12 protein-coding genes and 1 tRNA gene are annotated in these 17050 nt (G+C 40.6%); 9 read left to right on the top strand and 4 right to left on the bottom strand.

Annotated features, from left to right (window positions below):
• Positions 1 to 152: 152 nt before the first annotated feature.
• The gene (locus ACKWB9_RS10760) at positions 153 to 1019 is read right to left on the bottom strand and encodes an AraC family transcriptional regulator (protein WP_414003011.1); all 867 of its coding nucleotides are present in this window, start codon (positions 1017 to 1019) and stop codon (positions 153 to 155) included.
• A gap of 263 nt (positions 1020 to 1282) precedes the next feature.
• Between ACKWB9_RS10760 and ACKWB9_RS10755 the strand changes: the two genes are divergently transcribed.
• From ACKWB9_RS10755 to ACKWB9_RS10745, 3 genes are read left to right on the top strand one after another with little or no spacing between them, the layout of a single operon-like run.
• Positions 1283 to 1936: an RraA family protein gene (locus ACKWB9_RS10755; protein ID WP_414003010.1), complete on the top strand. Its 654-nt coding sequence runs from the start codon at positions 1283 to 1285 to the stop codon at positions 1934 to 1936.
• A gap of 42 nt (positions 1937 to 1978) precedes the next feature.
• Positions 1979 to 4036 (top strand): SDR family NAD(P)-dependent oxidoreductase, encoded by a 2058-nt coding sequence (locus ACKWB9_RS10750; protein ID WP_414003009.1) that lies wholly within the window; start codon positions 1979 to 1981, stop codon positions 4034 to 4036.
• A 7-nt stretch (positions 4037 to 4043) separates the two neighbouring features.
• Positions 4044 to 4172: a hypothetical protein gene (locus tag ACKWB9_RS10745; RefSeq protein ID WP_414003008.1), complete on the top strand. Its 129-nt coding sequence runs from the start codon at positions 4044 to 4046 to the stop codon at positions 4170 to 4172.
• A gap of 180 nt (positions 4173 to 4352) precedes the next feature.
• Here the strand turns inward: ACKWB9_RS10745 and ACKWB9_RS10740 are convergent, their stop codons facing one another.
• From ACKWB9_RS10740 to ACKWB9_RS10730, 3 genes are all read right to left on the bottom strand, one after another.
• The gene (locus ACKWB9_RS10740) at positions 4353 to 5819 is read right to left on the bottom strand and encodes a glutamate synthase subunit beta (protein WP_414003007.1); all 1467 of its coding nucleotides are present in this window, start codon (positions 5817 to 5819) and stop codon (positions 4353 to 4355) included.
• Between the two features lie 8 nt (positions 5820 to 5827).
• Positions 5828 to 10336: a glutamate synthase large subunit gene (gene gltB / locus ACKWB9_RS10735; protein ID WP_414003006.1), complete on the bottom strand. Its 4509-nt coding sequence runs from the start codon at positions 10334 to 10336 to the stop codon at positions 5828 to 5830.
• Positions 10337 to 10642: 306 nt separating this feature from the next.
• On the bottom strand, positions 10643 to 11782 hold the full coding sequence (locus tag ACKWB9_RS10730) for an acyl-CoA dehydrogenase (protein WP_414003005.1): 1140 nt from the start codon (positions 11780 to 11782) through the stop codon (positions 10643 to 10645).
• A gap of 278 nt (positions 11783 to 12060) precedes the next feature.
• Here ACKWB9_RS10730 and nhaD point away from each other — a divergent pair, with 278 nt between their 5' ends.
• The 6 genes from nhaD (at position 12061) to ACKWB9_RS10700 (ending at position 16974) form a co-directional block, all read left to right on the top strand.
• Positions 12061 to 13401, top strand: coding sequence for a sodium:proton antiporter NhaD (gene nhaD, locus ACKWB9_RS10725; RefSeq protein ID WP_414003004.1), 1341 nt, complete (start codon positions 12061 to 12063; stop codon positions 13399 to 13401).
• A gap of 54 nt (positions 13402 to 13455) precedes the next feature.
• Positions 13456 to 14148 carry a MotA/TolQ/ExbB proton channel family protein gene (locus ACKWB9_RS10720; protein WP_414003003.1) on the top strand — a complete coding sequence of 231 codons (693 nt, stop codon included), beginning with the start codon at positions 13456 to 13458 and terminating at the stop codon, positions 14146 to 14148.
• A 9-nt stretch (positions 14149 to 14157) separates the two neighbouring features.
• A complete protein-coding gene (locus tag ACKWB9_RS10715; RefSeq protein WP_414003002.1) occupies positions 14158 to 14544 on the top strand; it encodes an ExbD/TolR family protein in 387 nt (128 codons plus the stop codon).
• Positions 14545 to 14685: 141 nt separating this feature from the next.
• Positions 14686 to 15633, top strand: a complete 948-nt coding sequence (locus ACKWB9_RS10710; protein WP_414003001.1) for an energy transducer TonB — start codon at positions 14686 to 14688, stop codon at positions 15631 to 15633.
• Complete coding sequence (locus ACKWB9_RS10705) at positions 15630 to 16841, top strand: bifunctional folylpolyglutamate synthase/dihydrofolate synthase (RefSeq protein ID WP_414003000.1); 1212 nt, start codon at positions 15630 to 15632, stop codon at positions 16839 to 16841. The genes ACKWB9_RS10710 and ACKWB9_RS10705 overlap by 4 nt, the downstream gene beginning before the upstream one ends.
• A 58-nt stretch (positions 16842 to 16899) precedes the next feature.
• A tRNA-Val gene (locus tag ACKWB9_RS10700) sits at positions 16900 to 16974 on the top strand.
• Positions 16975 to 17050 lie beyond the last annotated feature (76 nt).

Here is a 17050-nt window from a genome sequence, read left to right as displayed (position 1 = left end):
AAGCCCGTCCGCGCCGATGGTACTGCTATACCAAGTGGGAGAGTAGGAAGCCGCCTTCCTCGAAGGGCCCTTCACGTTACGTGGAGGGCCCTTTTTTTATGGAAAAGACCCTCCCCCGTTCAGATTCAGGGGGCAACGACCATACTCCTTATTTACTGCGGATACGATTTGACGTACTCCTTTGGAGACACTCCTTTGATTCTTCTGAATTGCCGGTTGAAGTTTGAGATATTGTTGTAATCGGCCCTATAACATATTTCTGAGACATTTAGTTTTTTCTCTAGTAATAGTTTACAAGCAAACCCAATTCTAATCTGGTTTACATATTGAGTAAAGTTTTCTTTGTGATTTTGCTTAAAATATCTGGAAAAGGCAGTGGGATTCATATGAACAACTTCAGCAACTCTTTTTAAACTAATAGTTTTATCAAAATTGTTCATGACATAATCATACACCTTGCCCATCCTACTTTTTTCGATGTTTCCAACGGAATTTGAAAAAGCAGGAGTAGACAGCAATCTATATTCCGTAGTATTTGAAATTGTATATAAAAGTTTAATAAAGAGAAGAATACGTTCAAAGCCTTCCGAAGACAATATGTTCAGAGCCATTTCCCGTATGAACTGTTTAATCCGTCCTGAGAATTTGATACCTCGCTCACTTAAGCTCAAAAATTCATCAATGGATTTCATTTCTGGTAGCGAAAGAAAGGTGTTGCCGGTAAAATAGCGTTCAAAATTAATTACTATAGCCTTTGCAGAAAGCTTGGATTCAGTTTCAAAATACTCGTTGTCGTTGAGCATTAGATGGGGTAAATTTTTGCCGATTAAAAGAACATCACCGTTTTTAAATCGCTCAATACTATCCCCTACAAACTGAGTTCCCTTACTTTCAAGTATTATTACCAATTCAAGTTCTGGATGATAGTGCCATACCTTAAAGAAGTTTTTTTGATCTAAATAGCTTGTACTAAAAGATTGGTTTAAGGGATTACTGCGATCTACAAGTTTAGCTTTCATTTGAGAATAATTGGAAAATACATTTATGTTTAATTCTTTGCATTTGTGATGCCAAAATGGAAAACATTGCAATTAAAATACCATAAAAAACTATTGATTATAGATTTTGTATCGTTTTTTGTTGAAAATTTAGTAGCCGAAATAAAACTATTGATAGAATTTTATCATAAATCAAAAACTCATTTCTTAATTTAATGACTTTCTTTTTGTTTAAAAGTTAAAATAATATGGATTATAAAAGTGATGATGAACTTTTTATCGTAATGAAAAAAGAACTGTTTTCTGCCGTTATTGGAGATGTGATGGATAAAATGGGTTTTTTACATCAGTTTTTACCTCCTCAAATTCAGCCATTACGAGCTGATATGGTCATTGTTGGTCGTGCGATGCCTGTGTTAGAGGCTGACTGCTATAATGAAAATTCCGAGAATTTGAGTAATCCGATAATGTCCAAACCTTTTGGTTTGATGTTGGAAGCGCTTGATGATTTAAAGAAAAATGAGGTGTATATCTGTACCGGCTCGTCTCCTACCTATGCACTTTGGGGTGAGTTAATGAGTTGTCGGGCAATGCAATGTGGAGCTGTGGGGACAGTTGTGGATGGGTATTCCAGGGATACCAAAGGTATTTTGAAATTGGATTTTCCAACTTTTTCGTATGGTAGTTATGCTCAAGATCAAGGACCGAGAGGAAAGGTTATCGATTTTCGGGTTCCAATAGAAATCAAAGGGGTTCGAATAGAGCCTGGTGATATTGTATTTGGAGATATGGATGGTGTCTGTATAATCCCTCAAAAAATCGAAAAGGAGGTATTAGAAGCGGCCCTGGAAAAGGCTAAAGGAGAGAAAGTGGTTCAAAAAGCAATTGAAAACGGAATGCCCGCCGTGGAGGCATTTAAAAAATATGGAATAATGTAGATGACGACATGCATATTAATATGAATAAATATATAGGTCAAAATGAAAAGGTTTGAAAACCAAGTAGCGATAGTCGTAGGTGGTGCAAGAGGTATTGGAAAAAAAATAGCTGAAAGACTTCTTTTGGAAGGAGCACAGGTTTGCTTGCTTGATATTTTGGAGAAAGACCTTGAGGAATGCAAATTGGATTTCAATGAACTCGGATTGAATGCTTCTACTTTTGTGGCTGATATTTGCGACGAAAATGAAATTATCAATACAGTAGAGCGGATAATTGAGGAAAGCGGTCGTATAGATATTTTGATTAATACAGCAGGTATAGTCGGACCATCAGCAACTAAGATTTTAGATTATGATTTAACGGATTTTCAAAAAGTGATTGATGTAAATTTAACTGGGGCATTTATCATCACCAAAGCAGTGTTACCTCAGATGATCAAACAAAATTATGGTAGAATACTGCATTTCACATCCATTGGAGGTAAAGAAGGAAACCCTGGAATGGTTGGTTATGCAGCCAGTAAATCTGGTATGATGGGTTTGGTCAAGGGCACGGGAAAGGAATATGCTGAAACAGGTATCACCATTAACGGTATAGCACCAGCAGTAATTTCAACCCCTATGAACGAGGACACCGACCCTAAAATGATAGCATATATGACTTCCAAAATACCAATGGGAAGATTAGGGACAACAGCTGAAGCGACATCCCTAGCTTGTTGGATAGTATCCAAGGAGGCAAGTTTTAATACAGGATTTGTATTTGACCTATACTTGGGAATAGTCTCACTAGCCGCTACTGAATTTGGTATTGCAACCTGTATGGCCAATGCCGAATTAGGATATAAATACGGATTTGCTGGAATTACCCCTGGAATAGCACTGGCATTTGCCATGTTTATTGTTGGTTGGACCGGATTTTGTATTAAACCCTTGAGGGATAGAGAAGTAGTAACCTTACCTGAGCTTTTTGCAAATAAATTTGGACCAAAGGTGCGTTGGGCTAGTGGCGTTGTGATTGTTTTGGGAGGATTGCTGAATATGGGGGGTCTCCGACAAGCTGGAATCTTTTTGACCGTAGTGTGTGGGTTTGAAGTGGGCTATTTGGAAGTTGTTATGACCCTTATTCTTTTAGGTGTTGCGATGTACACTATCCTCGGTGGAATGATATCTGTCTTCATAACGGATTATATTCAATTTGTGGTTATGAGTATTGGGTTGATTGCTGTGGTAATACTGCTGGTGGTTGATTTTGGATGGTTCAATATGTTGCAAAGTGTGGATGATTCATTGGGGGCAAATGCCTACAACCCATTTGCAAGTGAAACATATGGTATTGATAAAATCATGCTCGATGTTTTGGTGGCTTTTGCATCCGTATTGACCTGGCAGACTATAATATCTAGGGTCCTCTCCGCCAAGAATACGAAAATTGCAAAACGTATTTTCATAGGCACCTCCCCTTTCCTTTTGGTTCGGTTTACAATACCGGCAATATTGGGAATTGCTGCATTACATTATTTTGGAACACAACTATTTGTAGATGGAGAAGCGATTTTGGCAATGCCGAATCTTTTGGCCAAAGCACTTCCGGTTGGACTTATAGGAATTCTGATTGCGGCCATGCTGGCTGCCGATATGTCTACCAATTCATCGTATATGATTGCCTGGAGTTCGGTAATCTATAATGATATCATGAAACCCATTCACAAGGGTTTGTGGTCCGATAAAAAGGGATTGCTATGGAATAGGATTTTGATTGCGATAATTGGAGTGTTTTTACTACTGTATGGATTATGGTATCCTTTAAAAGGTGATCTGTGGGTCTATCTTCAGGTTACGGGAACGATTTATTTGTCCAGTATGAGTGTATTGTTAATTTCTGCCTGCTATTGGAAACCAGCCAACAATTGGGGCGCAATTGCAAGTATAGCAGTTGGCGGGATGATACCAATATCATATCTTATTTTACAAGAATTGGATGCTGCTCAAACAGAGATACTTAAAATAGGACCTTATAAATTTGGTATTGCTACCTATGCTGCTACTGCGATGGCAATGATACTTGGGTCGAAATTAAAACCTCTAATTAAAAAATAAGTTGGTTATGGAACATTGGTTTTGGACATTGTTGAGTGCACTTATTTTAGGATGGTATATTGTTGTAACGATAATTGTCGCTTTTAAAGGAAGTGGTGATATTAGAAAAATGATTGAAAAAATGAAAAAGAATTAAAATACGTTTTTTGATTTCCAATGAGAAGGTTTTGTGGGTTCGTACCCATATTGCATTCGGAGAGAATAACTTGTCACAATCGATGATATTATGTTGTCAACTTTTTTTGGAAAAAAAAGAAAATAAAAGGAGCAACAATTGTTGCTCCTTTTATTTTTTATCCATCAAAGTTTTTGAAATCTATATTCTGGGCAGATCCCCCTCACCTTTTAACGGTAAGGCCGATTCCCCCATAAGATAGGCATCTACATGATGGGCCGCTTGCCTGCCCTCGGAAATTGCCCAAACGATCAAGGATTGCCCCCTTCGTTGATCTCCTGCGACAAATACACCATCTACATTCGTTTTATAATCAGAATCCGAAGCCTTTATATTCGTTCTGGCATCGCTCTCCAGGCCTAATTGCTCCGCTACGGTCATTTCGGAACCGGTAAAACCCATGGCCAGTAGTGCCAATTCACATTTCCATTCTTTTTCCGTGCCTTCTACTTCTTTTAAAACGGGTCTTTGACCGGGTTGTTTGATCCATTCTACCTCTGAAGTTATCAATCCCTTTAAATTACCGCTTTTATCGCCAATGAATTCCTTTGTGGAAATACTGAAAAAACGTTCTGCTCCTTCTTTGTGGGAAGAACTGGTTCTTAAGCGCATTGGCCAAAATGGCCAAGGTTGGTCAGCGGGCCTGTCGGTCGTAGCCATAGGCATAATCTCAAAATTGGACACTGATTTTGCTCCCTGGCGTAATGAAGTTCCGATACAGTCCGAACCTGTATCGCCGCCACCGATTACAATGACATCTTTGTTTGTAGCCAAAATCTCGTGTTCGAAATTTTTTACCCCATCAACACGGCGATTGTTCTGGGGCAGGAAATCCATAGCCTGTACCACACCATTTAAATCAGACCCCTTGATGGGCAAGTTTCTACGCACTGTAGCACCCCCACAAAGGACAATAGCATCATAATCCGTTTTAAGTTCTTCGGCTTTGATATCCACACCAACATGAACATTGCATTTAAATACAATCCCCTCTTCTTCTAACACGCCTAATCTTCTATCAATAACGTGTTTTTCCATTTTAAAATCGGGAATGCCATAACGCAATAGTCCACCTGGTTTTTCATCCCTTTCAAAAACGGTTACGAGGTGTCCTGCACGATTCAATTGTTGCGCAGCGGCCAGTCCGGCTGGGCCGGAACCTATAACGGCAACTTTTTTATCCGTTCTTGTAGCTGGTGGTTCGGCAACGATCCATCCCTTTTCAAAGGCTGTTTCCACTATGTTTTTTTCGATATTCTCAATGGTCACGGGATCCTCATTAATGCCGAGTACACAAGCTTCTTCACAAGGAGCGGGACATAGACGTCCGGTAAATTCCGGAAAATTATTGGTCGAATGCAATATGTCGGTTGCCTTTTCCCATTTCCCTCGATATACGGCATCATTAAAATCGGGGATTAGATTTCCCAAGGGACATCCGCTGTGACAAAAGGGAATGCCACAGTTCATACAACGCCCCCCTTGTTCTTTCAGCTCTTTTTCTTCCATTGGAAGTGTAAATTCTTTGTAGTTTTTAACACGCTCCTCCACGGGCGCATAAGCCTCTACTTTTCTATCGAATTCCATAAATCCAGTTATCTTTCCCATATTTCGATTTATATAGTTTGTAATTTCTCTTTTTCTAGGCGAATAAGCGCTTGTTTATATTCTTCCGGGAGTACTTTGGTAAATTTGGGTAATGCCGTTTCCCAATTTTCCAGTATGCGTTGCGCCAATGGACTCAAGGTAGCATTATAATGACTTTCGATCAGATCTTTTAATTGTTTGATGTCATTGTCTTCCGTCACTTTCAGTAAGTTCAGACCTTCACTCTTACATCTTTTTTTGAATGTCTTTTTCTCATCAAAGATATAGGCTATTCCACCACTCATTCCAGCACCAAAATTTCGTCCTACTTCCCCGAGGATTACGGCGACGCCACCGGTCATATATTCACAACCATGATCACCAATACCTTCTACAACGGCTTTTGCCCCTGAGTTACGTACGCAGAAACGTTCACCCGCCTTACCGTTAATATAGGCACGACCCGCTGTAGCTCCATATAGGGTTACATTCCCTGTAATGACATTGTCTTCCGGGACTATGGTAGAACCATCGGGCACCTTTATGACCAATTTGGCCCCTGATAACCCTTTACCGAGGTAGTCATTCGTGTTTCCGTTGACGATCATTGTTAATCCTCGTGTTGCAAAAGCTCCGAAACTTTGGCCGGCAGAACCCGTAAAATTCAATTTTAGGGTGTTTATAGGAAGTCCTTGTGCACCGTATATTTTAGAAATCTCATTACTCACAATGGCACCGACTGCCCTGTCCGTATTATAAATAGGGAAATTTAGATTTGCCTTTTCTTTACGGAAAAGCGAGGGATTTGCTTTTGCGATGATGTCAAACTCCATTGATTTTTCAATGTTGTGCTCTTGTTTTTGTGTATTATGGAATTTTGTTCCGGCAGGAACGTCTATCCGGTGTAGAATAGGTGTTAGGTCTATACCTGCTGCCTTATAATGCTCAATGGCTTTTTTGCGATCCAGTTTTTGCACCTGACCCACCATTTCATTTACGGTCCTAAATCCTAATTTTGCCATGATTTCCCGTAACTCCTGGGCTATAAAATACATATAGTTGACCACGTGTTCCGGTTTGCCCTTAAACTTCTTTCTGAGTTCGGGGTTTTGGGTGGCAATACCAACGGGGCAGGTATTTAGATGGCAGACACGCATCATAATGCATCCGGAGGCTACCAATGGGGCGGTCGCAAAACCAAATTCTTCGGCACCCAATAGACAGGCTATGGCAACGTCCCTACCTGTTTTGAGCTGCCCATCGCATTCCAAAACGACCCTGTTTCTAAGATCGTTCAGAACCAAGGTCTGTTGCGCTTCCGCAATACCTAATTCCCAGGGAAGGCCCGCATGTTTTAAAGAGGTTAGGGGAGAGGCTCCAGTACCCCCATCGCTTCCGGAAATTAGAATGACATCGGCCTTAGCCTTGGAAACACCCGCGGCAACGGTACCTACTCCTACTTCAGAAACCAATTTTACATTGATTCTGGCCTTTCTGTTTGCCGATTTTAGGTCATAGATCAGTTGAGACAGATCCTCAATGGAATAAATATCATGGTGTGGCGGTGGCGAAATAAGCCCTACGTAAGGTGTTGAATTCCTTGTTTTTGCAATGGCCGGGTTTACCTTTGGCCCGGGAAGTTGCCCTCCTTCACCGGGTTTCGCCCCTTGCGCCATTTTTATTTGGATTTCTTTGGCACTGCTCAAATAGTTGGAAGTTACGCCAAAACGGCCCGAAGCTACTTGTTTTATGGCACTGTTTTTCCAATTTCCCGTTGCGTTCTTATAAAAACGCTCCTCATCTTCACCGCCTTCACCGGAATTACTTTTTCCTCCGATCCGGTTCATAGCAATGGCCAGGTTTTCATGTGCTTCCTTGCTAATAGAACCATAAGACATAGCCCCGGTCTTAAATCTTTTTACGATTTCCGTCCAGGGTTCCACTTCGTCCAAGGGAATAGGGTCATAATTGGAAAACTCGAACAGCCCCCTTATCGTCATTAGGTTTTTGGACTGCTTGTTGACCATGGCCGCAAAATCCTTATAAGTTTCCGGTTCATTGCCCCGTACCGCTTTCTGGAGTTTGGCCACGGATAACGGGTTGAACATATGTTTTTCACCATCTCTTCTCCAACGGTATTCCCCACCTATCTCCAGGTCAAGGTTTGCCGCTACTTCTTTTTTGGCGAATGCTTTTTGATGTCTTTTTGAAATTTCCTTTTCAATTTGATAAAGACCGATGCCCTGAATTCTTGTAGGTGTATTGGGGAAGTATTTTTCTACGATTTTTGAATTGATACCGATACATTCGAACAGTTGGGAACCTCTGTAGGAGTTTAGCGTGGATATCCCGATTTTGTTCATCACCTTTAAAATTCCCTTTCCAATGGCCTTATTGTAATTTTTGATGGCTTCTTCAAAAGTGAATTCCGTAATATCCTGTTCTTCGATCTGTTCTCCTATAATTTCATTGACCAGGTATGGGTTTACGGCACTGGCCCCAAACCCGAACAGCAATGCAAAATGATGTACTTCCCGAGGCTCGGCGGACTCAATGATAATGCTGACCTTGGAACGTTTGCCCAATTTTTGCAGCCCACTGTTTACAAACGAACAGGCTAAAAGTGCGGGGATCGGGGCGTGGTCTTTATCCACGTTCCTGTCCGAAAGAATAATAATATTGGTGCCTTCATCTACGGCTTTGGATGCTTGTTTTAATATAGATTCCAATGCATCTTCCAACCCATTGTTTCCTTTTTCGATTTTATAAAGGATGGGTATGGAAACTACCTTATAATCCGGACTTGCATCATAATTCTTTATTTTGTCCAAATCCTCTTTGGAGATGACCGGATTTTGGATTTTTAGTTTTCTACAATGTAGTTCTGAAAATTCAAAAATATTGTGGTCACTGCCCAGGGTTAAGCTAATATCTGTAATCAGTTCTTCACGGATACCGTCCAAAGGAGGGTTGGTAACCTGGGCGAACAACTGTTTAAAATAATTGTAGATCAGTTGTGGCCTTTGTGACAGGACGGCGATAGGGGTATCTGCCCCCATGGAACCTATAGGTTCTTTGGCCGTTTTGCCCATAGGTAGGATAATGGTATTGATATCCTCCAAGGTATATCCAAATACGGATTTCCTTTTTTCCAAAGGTGCCTCGCCCAAAAATAAAGGACAATCGTTATAAGGGATATCCCTTAGGTGTACCAAATTGGTATTCAGCCATTTTTTATAGGGATATTTTTTTGCAATATTTTCCTTTATCTCCTCATCGTTTACAATACGGCCTTCCTCCATATTTACCAGGAACATTTTGCCCGGTTCCAATCTACCATGGAATTCAACGTTTTCCGGGGCAATTTCCACTACACCGGTCTCTGAGGACATGACCACATAATCATCTTTGGTAACGGAATATCTTGAAGGTCTAAGGCCGTTTCGATCCAGGACCGCGCCAATATAGTTTCCGTCCGTAAAAGGGATGGATGCAGGTCCGTCCCAAGGTTCCATCATACAGGAATGATATTCGTAAAAGGCTTTTTTGGCCTCGGACATTTCGTCATTTTTCTCCCATGCTTCGGGAACCAAGATCATCATGACTTCCGGGAGTGAGCGGCCTGTCATCAATAAAAGCTCTACGACCATGTCCATAGTTGCGGAATCCGATTTGCCCGGTAAAATTATGGGCAGCACGTTTTTGATCTCTTCTCCGAACAGATCACTTTTAAGCAGTTCTTCCCTGGAGAGCATTCGGGACACATTGCCCCGCAATGTATTTATTTCCCCATTATGGCACATATATCTAAAGGGTTGTGCCAAATCCCAGGTGGGGAACGTATTGGTGGAAAAACGTTGATGGACCAACGCCAAACGGGTCACTACCCTGGAATCCAATAAATCCGTATAGTACAAGCTGATGTCATGCGGCATCAACAATCCTTTAAAAATGATGATTTTAGTGGAAAGACTTGGTACGTAGAAAAATTGGCTTTCCGATAATTTGGAACCAATAATGGTGTGTTCCGTTACTTTTCTGGCAATGAACAGTTTAAGATTAAAATCAAAATAGGATTGTTCGTTGCTTTCTTTTCCAATAAAGATCTGTTTGATGAAGGGCTCGGTTTCTCCGGCTATTCTTCCGGGGATGGAAGGGTTTACCGGAACATTTCTCCAACCCAAAAGTTGAAGCCCTTGTTTTTTGATATTCTCTTCAAATATTGATATGCAATAATCACGTTGATTTTCTTTTTGAGGTAAAAATACGTTGGCTACTGCATAATTACCGGATTCCGGCAATTCAAAATCACACACATCCTTAAAAAAAGTATGGGGGATATCAATTAGGATGCCCGCACCATCACCGGTCTTACCATCGGCACTTACGGCACCACGGTGCTCCAGCCGATCTAAGATTTCCAGTGCCTTATGAATAATATCATTGGATTTCTTTCCTTTTAGACTACATATAAATCCAGCTCCACAGTTGTCATGTTCAAATTCCGGGAGATATAACCCTTGTTTCTTCAGCTTCATAATTTATGGTATTTCTTCAAAAATATCATTTTAGTTGAATAATATTCAGTAAAATAGATATTATTGATAATAATATTCAACACTTTTAATTTGTGGTTAAAAAATGTTAGAATCTATATTTTCGGTATGATCTATTTATCAGATTGATAAATTTAGTACATTGTATAACCCCTTGATAGAAATTTCAAGGGGTATTTTTGTAAAATAACAAATTTTGGTATAAACACCCCCAAAAAATGAGGTGTAAATTTCCTTATTTATGTTATTTATGTATTTTTTTCAAAAAAAATAGGGGGGTATTGAGTTTTAATTGAGAATGCTTCTGGAGATTACAATTTTTTGAATTTCTGAAGTCCCTTCGTATATCTGGGTGATTTTGGCATCCCGCATCAATCTTTCTACATGATAGTCTTTTACAAAACCGTTGCCTCCGTGTATTTGTACGGCCTCTATGGTAGTTTCCATGGCTACCTGTGAAGCGTATAGTTTTGCCATGGCTCCTGAAAGATCATAATTATTACCCATGTCCTTGTCCCAAGCCGATTTATAGACCAAATGTCTTGCGGCCTGTATTTGGGTGTGCATATCGGCCAATTTGAAAGCGATTGCCTGATGGTTGCTTATCTCCGTACCAAAGGCTTTTCGTTCCTGGGCATACTTAAGGGCCAATTCATATGCCCCTGTGGCGATACCCAAGGCTTGGGAGGCAATGCCTATTCGTCCACCGGCCAGGGTTTTCATGGCGAACTTAAACCCAAAACCGTCCTTGCCGATCCTATTCTCTTTTGGGACTTTTACATCATTAAAAATAAGGGAATGTGTATCACTGCCCCGAATACCCAATTTGTTCTCCTTTGGACCAATTTCAAAACCTTCCGATCCTTTCTCGACAATTAAGGCATTGATGCCCCTGTATTTTTTATCCTTATCCGTTTGGGCAATCACTAAATGAACATCGGCGGAACTGCCATTTGTAATCCAATTTTTAGTTCCGTTGAGAAGATAGTGGTCCCCTTTGTCCGTTGCCGTGGTTTTTTGAGAGGTTGCATCGCTTCCCGCTTCCGGTTCGGAAAGGCAGAACGTCCCTATTATCTCACCCGTAGCCAATTTTTTTAGGTATTTTTCCTTTTGCGACTCTGTTCCAAAGGTTTCTAATCCCCAACAGACCAAGGAGTTGTTTACGGAAACGATAACGGATGATGAAGCATCTACTTTGGAAAGTTCCTCCATTACTAAAACATAGGACAATGTGTCTAATCCACTACCTCCGTATTTTGGATTTACCATCATGCCAAGAAACCCCAATTCCCCCATTTTTCTCACTTCTTCTTTTGGAAAAAGCTGTTTTTCATCTCTCTCTATTACTCCGGGGAGTAGTTCGTTTTGAGCAAAATCCCGAGCTGCACGTTGAATTAATTTCTGCTCTTCGGTCAACGAAAAATCCATAGATAATTGATTAAAGGTTTAAGTTATAAATATACGGGTTATATCCTGTAATCTGCTTTAAAACACCTTCTTCATATTCCAAAAATTGTGAAAAACGTTATCGCTGGTTATGGGAATAAGGTTTTTGTCGACCATAAGTAAATGAGTTTCAATAAAGTTCGCCTTAATCTAATTTTGTTGGTGGAAACATGCGCATTTTTAAATATCTTTAGGCGATTTCAATATTGAAAATTACGTTCGGCGTTCCAGACCGGATCAATGCATAAAACCAACTGAAGATGGAGACCATAATCATTATTGTTTTTTTGGCAGGTTATTTGGCGATAACCTTAGAACATACCCTTAAAATAGATAAATTGATTCCGGCTTTGGCCATGATGGCCATTTTGTGGGCCATAATCGCATTGACACATCTGCCTGTTTTTGAAGTAAATTCGGAACTAAGGGAGCTTGAGCCTACCCATATAGATGAAATCCTTCTTCACCATTTGGGCAAGACTGCAGAAATACTGGTGTTTTTATTGGGGGCCATGACCATTGTCGAGATTATTGACTATTTTGATGGTTTCGCTACGATAAAGGGTTATATACGAACCCGAAGCAAACGCAAATTATTATGGTTGTTCTCTATTTTGGCCTTTGTACTATCGGCAATTATAGATAATCTTACGGCCACCATTGTATTGGTTACCATTTTACAAAAGGTCATTAATGACAGGAATACAAGGCTTTGGTTTGCGGGGATGGTCATTATAGCGGCGAATGCCGGAGGTGCCTGGTCGCCCATAGGGGATGTAACCACTACGATGCTATGGATCGCCGATAAGGTATCTGCAGGACAATTGGTGATACATGTGCTTATCCCGTCTATTGTTTGTATGGTGGTCCCTACACTTATTGCAGGTGGGAACAAGGCATTTAAAGGGACTATAGATGTTGATCTCTCCAATAACGGACCCAAATCAAAATACGGCTCTATCATGTTGTACTTGGGCTTGGGAGCCATTGTTTTTGTGCCATTTTTTAAGACGATTACCCATTTACCGCCCTATGTAGGTATGATGTTGTCATTGGCGGTAGTGGCCACATTTGCGGAAATTTACAGTAATTCAAAATTTACGATATCCGATGCCGTTGATATTCCCGGCGAGAGCGATTCGCACGGGCATCACAGTCCGGTCCATGCATCACTGTCCAAAATAGAATTGCCGAGTATTCTTTTTTTCTTGGGGATTCTCTTGGCCGTAGCCGCTTTGGAATCTTTGGGTATGTTGTTCCATTACGCGGAAAACCTTAATTCCGCGATTCCCAATACGGATATTGTAGTAATGTTGTTTGGCGTAGGTTCGGCGATTATAGATAATGTTCCTCTGGTTGCCGCTAGCATGGGTATGTTCGGGGAGCCAATGGATAACCCGTTATGGCACTTTATCGCCTATTCCGCTGGTACCGGAGGGAGTATGCTCATTATCGGTTCCGCTGCCGGGGTAGTGGCAATGGGAATGGAAAAGATCGATTTTTTCTGGTATCTTAAAAAGATAGCGTGGCTGGCTTTGGTAGGTTTTGTAGCGGGTGCGGGGACTTTTATTTTATTGAGAGATTTTATATTGCACGGATAATTTTATCGATAAAATACCGTTATTAAGGCAAATTTGATAATTAACAAAGACACTATGCTATTATTCCAAGATTTGGCCCAGGACCCTGAAACGGGTGAGTTGCTTTCGGAAGAAAAGACGCTTTCCGTTATGGATTTGATTTTTAATGGAGGTACGGGAAGTGTGGTCATTATTACGGTACTTTTTTTAATGTTGGGCGTTGCGCTCTATATTTATTTTGAGCGTTTGCTTGCCGTTAATGCCGCATCTAGAATAGATAAGAATTTCATGAATCAAATCAGGGATCATGTGACAACGGGAAAATTGGAAGCCGCCAAGATTCTTTGTGCCCAGACGGATTCCCCCGTAGCAAGGTTAACGGAGAAAGGCATATCCAGAATTGGCAAGCCTTTGGACGATATTAATACGGCCATTGAAAATGCCGGTACTTTGGAGGTTTATAAACTGGAGAAGAATGTAAGCGTTTTGGCAACGGTTGCCGGTGCGGCACCAATGATAGGGTTTTTGGGTACCGTAATTGGTATGATTTTGGCTTTTCATGAAATGGCCACCAGTGGGGGCCAAGCAGAAATGGGCTCTTTGGCATCTGGTATCTATACGGCAATGACGACAACGGTAGCGGGCCTAATTGTAGGTATTATAGCTTATGTGGGCTACAATCATTTGGTAAACCGAACGGATAAAGTGGTCCATAAAATGGAAGCCAATGCCGTTGAGTTCCTAGATTTGTTGAACGAACCACTTTAATTTTTCGCTATGAAATTAAAAGGAAGGAATAAAGTTAGTCCGGACTTTAGCATGTCCTCCATGACGGATATCGTTTTTTTATTGTTGATATTCTTCATGTTAACGGCAAATTCGCCGAATGCACTGGATTTATTGCTGCCCAAGGCCAAGGGGAAATCTACGAACACACAAAATGTATCCGTGAGTATAGATAAGAACTTGCAATATTTTGTGAACAACCAGAGAATTAATGGAGAATATATTGAAATTGAATTAAAAAAAGCACTTGAAGGTCAAGATAAACCGACCATTATTCTACGTGCGGAGGAGAGCGTTGCTATCAAAGAGGCGGTAAACGTTATGGATATTGCCAATAGGAATAATTATAAGGTAATCTTGGCTGTGCGGCCTAATTGATTTTATTTGATTAGAGTAAAAAAGTTCAATTCGTTTTTTTCGTGATATCCTCCAAAAGTCATAATCACGGCTCATGCTATATTTTTATGATTCAGAAAATAACATAGTAGTTCATACGTCATTTTAAACGGAACAAGCATAATGGCATTTTTAGATACGAGACACAAGAAAAAATCCTTCACGCTTACCACATTTCTTCTGAGTGCATTGTTATTGGTACTCTTTTATATTGGGCTTACCTATATGGACCCGCCCATAGAAAATGGAATTTCGGTAAATTTTGGAACGACGGATTTCGGTAATGGGCGAATTCAACCAAAAGAAAAAATAATATCGGAACCTTTGGATACCCCTCCCGTAAAACCCGTGAAACAGGAGGAAGTAAAGGAGGAAGCTACCGAAACAAAAACCATTGAGGAAACCCCGGAAAAAACAACACCTAAAGAATCCCCATCGGAAAAACTGCTAACACGGGAAAATGAGGAGGCCATAAAAATCAAAAAAGCGAAAGAGGAGAAAAAAAGAGCTGAAGATGCGGCCGAAACCGAACGAAAGAAAAGGGAGGAAGCTGTTAAAAGGGAAAAGGAGAAGGCGGCTAAAATAGCACAACAAAAGCGAGAAGCCGAAGAGAGGGCCAGAAGGGAACAAGAGGCCAAAAAGAAAAAACTGGATGAGCTCATGGGGGGATTGAACAAATCCGATGGTACGGCATCTGGTAGCGAGGGTGATGATAACCGATTGGGAGGCAAAGGTGATCCACAAGGGAATCCCTATGCGACCAGTTATTACGGTAGTCCGGGCTCAGGTAGTGGAACAGGTGGATATGGTCTTAATGGAAGATCTTTGGTGAATAAAGGGAAAGTGCCACAAGAATGTAATGAATCCGGAAAAGTTGTGGTGAAAATTGTGGTAGATAGAAGTGGTAAGGTCATTAGTGCAACACCGGGAGTTCGAGGAACGACCAATACTAATCCGTGCTTACTGGAACCCGCTAGAAAAACTGCTTTTATGCACAAATGGAATTTGGATTCCAAGGCACCCAACCAACAAGTGGGTTTTGTGGTCGTGAATTTTAAATTGGGAGAGTGACCTACGAGCAGACACTGAATTGGATGTTCGCCCAGCTCCCCATGTACCAACAAAAAGGGAAGAAAGCCTTTAACGGTAAACTTGACGGTATTATGGTTTTTACCGAACGCTTGGGCAATCCCCACCGTCTTTTTAAAAGTATTCACGTAGCGGGAACCAATGGCAAAGGTTCAAGTAGTCATATGTTGGCTTCTATCCTACAGGAAGCAGGATATACCGTAGGTCTATATACCTCTCCACATTTAAAAGATTTTAGGGAGCGCATACGAATAAACGGTAAAACGGTATCCAAAAAATTTGTCATCGATTTTATATCAAATCATAAATCTTTTTTGGAGGAACATAAACTGTCCTTTTTTGAAATGACCGTAGGTATGGCATTCGGTTATTTTGCCCAAAAGAACATTGATATTGCCATTATAGAGGTAGGCCTGGGAGGTAGGTTGGATTCTACCAATATTATTGTCCCCGAAGTTTCGTTGATTACCAATATCGGTCTGGACCATATGGACATGTTGGGTGATACGATGGATAAAATAGCTTTTGAAAAGGCGGGGATTATTAAGAAGGATATTCCGGTGGTAGTAAGCGAATATCAGCCAAGGATCGCTTCGGTTTTTGAAAATGTAGCCAAATCCAAGAATGCCAAACTCATTTTTGCCAGTAAAGGGAAATTCCCAAAATATGAAACTTCGCTGTTGGGGAATTATCAAGACAGAAATGTAAAAGGTATTCTTGCCGTAATTAAAGAACTAAAAGGTTTTAAGATAAGGGAAGAACATATTCGGAAAGGATTATTGAAGGTTCAAGAGAATACACACCTTATGGGACGTTGGCAACTATTGGGTGAACATCCAAAAGTAATTTGTGATACGGCGCATAATAAGGAAGGTCTAGCATTGGTGATGCAACAGCTCAAAGAAGAAACATTTAAGAAATTACATATCGTGCTTGGTTTTGTAAAGGATAAGAATTTGACCAATGTACTCCTACTTTTCCCCGGTGAAGCACAATATTATTTTTGTAAACCGAATATTCCAAGGGGACTGGATGCTACTTTATTAAGTGAACAGGCCAATGAATTTGGTTTAAAAGGAGCTGTTTATCCCGGTGTGGATTTGGCATTAAAAGCAGCAAGGACAAATGCATCTGAACAAGATTTGATTTTTATTGGAGGAAGTAATTTTACGGTGGCCGAAATCGTTTAAATTTTGTCATTTTTTCTTTTGGACTAAACAAAACTATTCTATATTTGCACCCCGTTAAGGGCTCTTAGCTCAGTTGGTTCAGAGCACCTGCCTTACAAGCAGGGGGTCACTGGTTCGAATCCAGTAGGGCCCACATAAATAGAAAATCCACATTGAAAGATGTGGATTTTTCTTTTCAAGGAAGTGAAAAATCTTTTTGGTTAGTTATA

This window comes from Maribacter spongiae, assembly GCF_047345125.1.
In the GTDB taxonomy this organism is placed as follows: Bacteria; Bacteroidota; Bacteroidia; order Flavobacteriales; family Flavobacteriaceae; genus Maribacter.
This window is presented reverse-complemented; position numbering and strand designations above follow the sequence as displayed.

Coding starts and splice junctions, on each gene's coding strand:
- gltB (WP_414003006.1), bottom strand. CDS start 10,336: ATGAAGCTGAAGAAACAAGGGTTATATCTCCCGGAATTTGAACATGAC.
- ACKWB9_RS10715 (WP_414003002.1), top strand. CDS start 14,158: ATGAAATTAAAAGGAAGGAATAAAGTTAGTCCGGACTTTAGCATGTCC.
- ACKWB9_RS10720 (WP_414003003.1), top strand. CDS start 13,456: ATGCTATTATTCCAAGATTTGGCCCAGGACCCTGAAACGGGTGAGTTG.
- ACKWB9_RS10750 (WP_414003009.1), top strand. CDS start 1,979: ATGAAAAGGTTTGAAAACCAAGTAGCGATAGTCGTAGGTGGTGCAAGA.
- ACKWB9_RS10710 (WP_414003001.1), top strand. CDS start 14,686: ATGGCATTTTTAGATACGAGACACAAGAAAAAATCCTTCACGCTTACC.
- ACKWB9_RS10730 (WP_414003005.1), bottom strand. CDS start 11,782: ATGGATTTTTCGTTGACCGAAGAGCAGAAATTAATTCAACGTGCAGCT.
- ACKWB9_RS10740 (WP_414003007.1), bottom strand. CDS start 5,819: ATGGGAAAGATAACTGGATTTATGGAATTCGATAGAAAAGTAGAGGCT.
- ACKWB9_RS10760 (WP_414003011.1), bottom strand. CDS start 1,019: ATGAAAGCTAAACTTGTAGATCGCAGTAATCCCTTAAACCAATCTTTT.
- ACKWB9_RS10745 (WP_414003008.1), top strand. CDS start 4,044: ATGGAACATTGGTTTTGGACATTGTTGAGTGCACTTATTTTAGGATGG.
- nhaD (WP_414003004.1), top strand. CDS start 12,061: ATGGAGACCATAATCATTATTGTTTTTTTGGCAGGTTATTTGGCGATA.
- ACKWB9_RS10755 (WP_414003010.1), top strand. CDS start 1,283: ATGAAAAAAGAACTGTTTTCTGCCGTTATTGGAGATGTGATGGATAAA.